The following is a 2,936-nucleotide window of genomic DNA, read 5'->3' as shown; positions in this document are numbered from 1 at the left end:
GTTGCAAAAGAGCCCGATACCTTAGATACGCTTTGGCATAACTTGTATGGGGCAATTTATTTAGATACGCCTCAAACCTGCTTTTTTCAATATTGATTTCTTGTTCCAATTGTGCAGTTAATTCTTTTTTGGAAAGATCATTTTTATAGAAAGGTAAAAGGTAGGTAAGACCAGCCAATTTTTTCTGGGCATCCATATTTATAGTATAGGCTTGCTGAAACGCTTGGTTTTCTTGAGAGTTGGTGAATTGCAGAACAGAAAAATCTTTAAAGTTGGACCATGAAATCTCTACATTTTCATTGTTCAACAAAACAATCAAGTTGGTGGTTTCTTTAACTTGAAGGCTAGCGGCACCTTTGTATTTTTTGGGATATTGCAACAGGAAGTTGCCCAAAGCATCGGTTTTGGTTTGAGCAAGCAAGGTATCTTTAGTACCTATAAATCCCATCAACCGAATCTCTGTTTCTTTAGCGGCACTAAAACTGCCTTTAATTACCGCACTGTTTTGAGCAGATGCCTGTAAAACAATAAAATAAATTACAATGAAAATAATTTTTTTCATTTGTTATGCTGTGTTTGCGTTTATGCTTACTACCCTTCGGCAAGCTCAGGGCATCGCTTCTCCTTTGTCTATATAAGAACCCAATTTAGCTTTTGAATGCTCCGCTCATTATTTCTTGTTCAAATTTTGAAATTCCAATTTCATTAGCTAGAATTTTCCACTGCTTTACCCCTAGTTTTACTTCTTCAATACTATTATTCATGGCGGTATTATTTAATCTAAAATATTCCCCAACACTTTTAGCAAGTTCTATATCCAAATCATTATTGTCCATGTCTATATTTAAAGATAAACCGTTTTTATCTATAGATGGGTTGATGTCATAAGCAGGAGAAAGCAACCATCCTTTATCACTAAGAATAAAACCATGGTTTCTTAAATGGTCATCTGTATTTGAAATTAAAATATTGAATACAATCCGTTTCCATAATTGGGCTAAATCTTCTTTAACATTTGCCCCATATTGTTGAATTACTTCTGCTATGTCGAGATAACTTGCTGTTGTATTTCGGAGTATGTCTTCATTATTTCCCGTCATGGTCATAGCCGAGGCAAAATGAATGCGTTCACTTTTTATCCTGTCAAAGCGTTTGGTAAAAAAAGTATTATATTTCCCTGAAACCTTACTTATTTTTGACTCAGTCATGTTAATCCCCGCTTTTAATGCCAATTGATAGCTTACATATTCCCAAGCGGCTTTATCTATGGTGTCGTTTTTTGAAGGGAATTTGGCAATCCATAAGTGTTTATGCTCATCTAGTATATTGGCTTTAGGCCTGGCTCCCCCTAATGATGAACCTGGCGCAATCAATTGTGCTAACCATTTTTGCACTTCATCATTGTCTTGATCGCTTTCTATGCAGTCGACCGCATGTTGGAGTTGCCCCACTGATGACCATGGCGGTGTAGGACTATGTACTGAATTATCTAAAAAATCACCCTGGGGATCCAATTTAAACCTCAAAGCACCCATTCTACTTTCATCATAAACACCCAACAAAAAATCTATTTCGTATAAATTTGATGGCGATTTTCCTTGTTTTTTGGCCAGAGCATGTGCTCTTCTTTTTAGTAAAGTTCTCCCCCATGTATCGGGCATACTATCGAGGAAAATACCGAAGTTTTCTTTTGAATCAGGAAATTGCGGTCCTGAATAATGTTGAATATCAGGATCCAATAAAAAAGCTTGATTCGATGTTAACCAGTCTTTTTCATACTCAAAACTAAATGATTTTCTCCCTTTGCCTTCATGGGCAGACAAGATTCCAATGCGTTTAGGTTCAGTCATTCCAAGCCAATGTGCATACACAAATATATCGGTTTTATTAGCCATTGTTACAACGATTAAAGAAGCTCAATGTCTTGTAATTTGCGCCCAAGCTCGTCATCAGAGGCGAGTTTTAAAAAATCATTTTGAAGTCCTAGGGTTTTTAGCACATTAAAATAGGCTCCCATGGCTACTTTAGGACTTCCTTTTTCTATTTCATATAAGGTTGACTTGGCAATATCGGCTCTTTCCGCAACTTGAATAGTGGTTAAGTTCCTGCGTTTTCTTGCCAACTTCAGATTCTCGCCAACTGTTTCCAAAATAGAATGGTATTTGGGAGAGAGTATTTGTTTTTTGCTGCTCATTTGTTCGTTATTATATACAAATATACAACTATTGATTGTAATAACAAACATTATGAGCATTTTATGGTTCCATAAAATATACTTCCAATGCAAGCAAAAAACCCCTAATAAGTTTCAAAAACCTGTCAGGGGTGTATATTCTGCCTTAAATCAATCCAATCGCTGCGCTAATCACCCTTCCCATTACTTCTACAAACTCAGTATAAACTCGCTCATGGTAAAAAGTGTCAACCCTGTGGAATAAGATTTAAGTCCTGATTATTATCACTGAACCAGTTTGTTAATCTATTTCTCAGGAATAAACCATTTCCAAGCCGGAATTACATGTATTTTCTTTTCGTCTTGTATAATTTCATCTTCTTGATTCATCGTGATGATAATGCCTTCCTCCAGGTCAAAAAACGTTAACGCTTCCACCAATCCATTCACTTCTCTTGGTAAATTCTCCTGCGATACTTCTATGCAAACTTGAATGGCATTCGTTACTTTATTTTTCTCTTTCACCACAAAATCGCATTCTCCTTTCTCCATTAAGTTTACCTGCAAGCAAAAGTTGTTGTTGCTTGAAGGCTATTTCTAAGTAAGACTTCAAAAAAAAGTTTTTACATTTTAGTAATGAACAAATTTACATTTTAGTAAAATATAATTTGGCAATCGAGAACCCCAGGGAATCGAATGTCCACCCGCAGTGCTGATACTAGCATGCTTCCACTCGCCATTCACCCCCACTTTAAATTTGATA

Annotated in this window: 4 protein-coding genes; all 4 read right to left on the bottom strand. The window is 36.1% G+C overall.

The genetic code is table 11. The features are described from left to right. Window positions 1-562: hypothetical protein (locus ACOYLT_RS11240; protein WP_422853939.1), on the bottom strand; the 562-nt coding region annotated here is incomplete at its 3' end. 85 nt (window positions 563-647) lie between these two features. Continuing rightward, window positions 648-1,895 carry a type II toxin-antitoxin system HipA family toxin gene (locus ACOYLT_RS11235; RefSeq protein ID WP_422853938.1) on the bottom strand — a complete coding sequence of 416 codons (1,248 nt, stop codon included), beginning with the start codon at window positions 1,893-1,895 and terminating at the stop codon, window positions 648-650. 11 nt (window positions 1,896-1,906) lie between these two features. Further along, on the bottom strand, window positions 1,907-2,194 hold the full coding sequence (locus tag ACOYLT_RS11230) for a helix-turn-helix domain-containing protein (RefSeq protein WP_422853937.1): 288 nt from the start codon (window positions 2,192-2,194) through the stop codon (window positions 1,907-1,909). Window positions 2,195-2,479: 285 nt separating this feature from the next. Continuing rightward, window positions 2,480-2,725: a hypothetical protein gene (locus ACOYLT_RS11225; RefSeq protein ID WP_422853936.1), complete on the bottom strand. Its 246-nt coding sequence runs from the start codon at window positions 2,723-2,725 to the stop codon at window positions 2,480-2,482. Between the last annotated feature and the right edge of the window lie 211 nt (window positions 2,726-2,936).

Source organism: Flavobacterium sp. (assembly GCF_049318185.1).
GTDB lineage: Bacteria > Bacteroidota > Bacteroidia > Flavobacteriales > Flavobacteriaceae > Flavobacterium.
The sequence above is the reverse complement of the archived record's forward strand: the minus strand, read 5'-3'. Positions and strand labels throughout refer to the sequence as shown.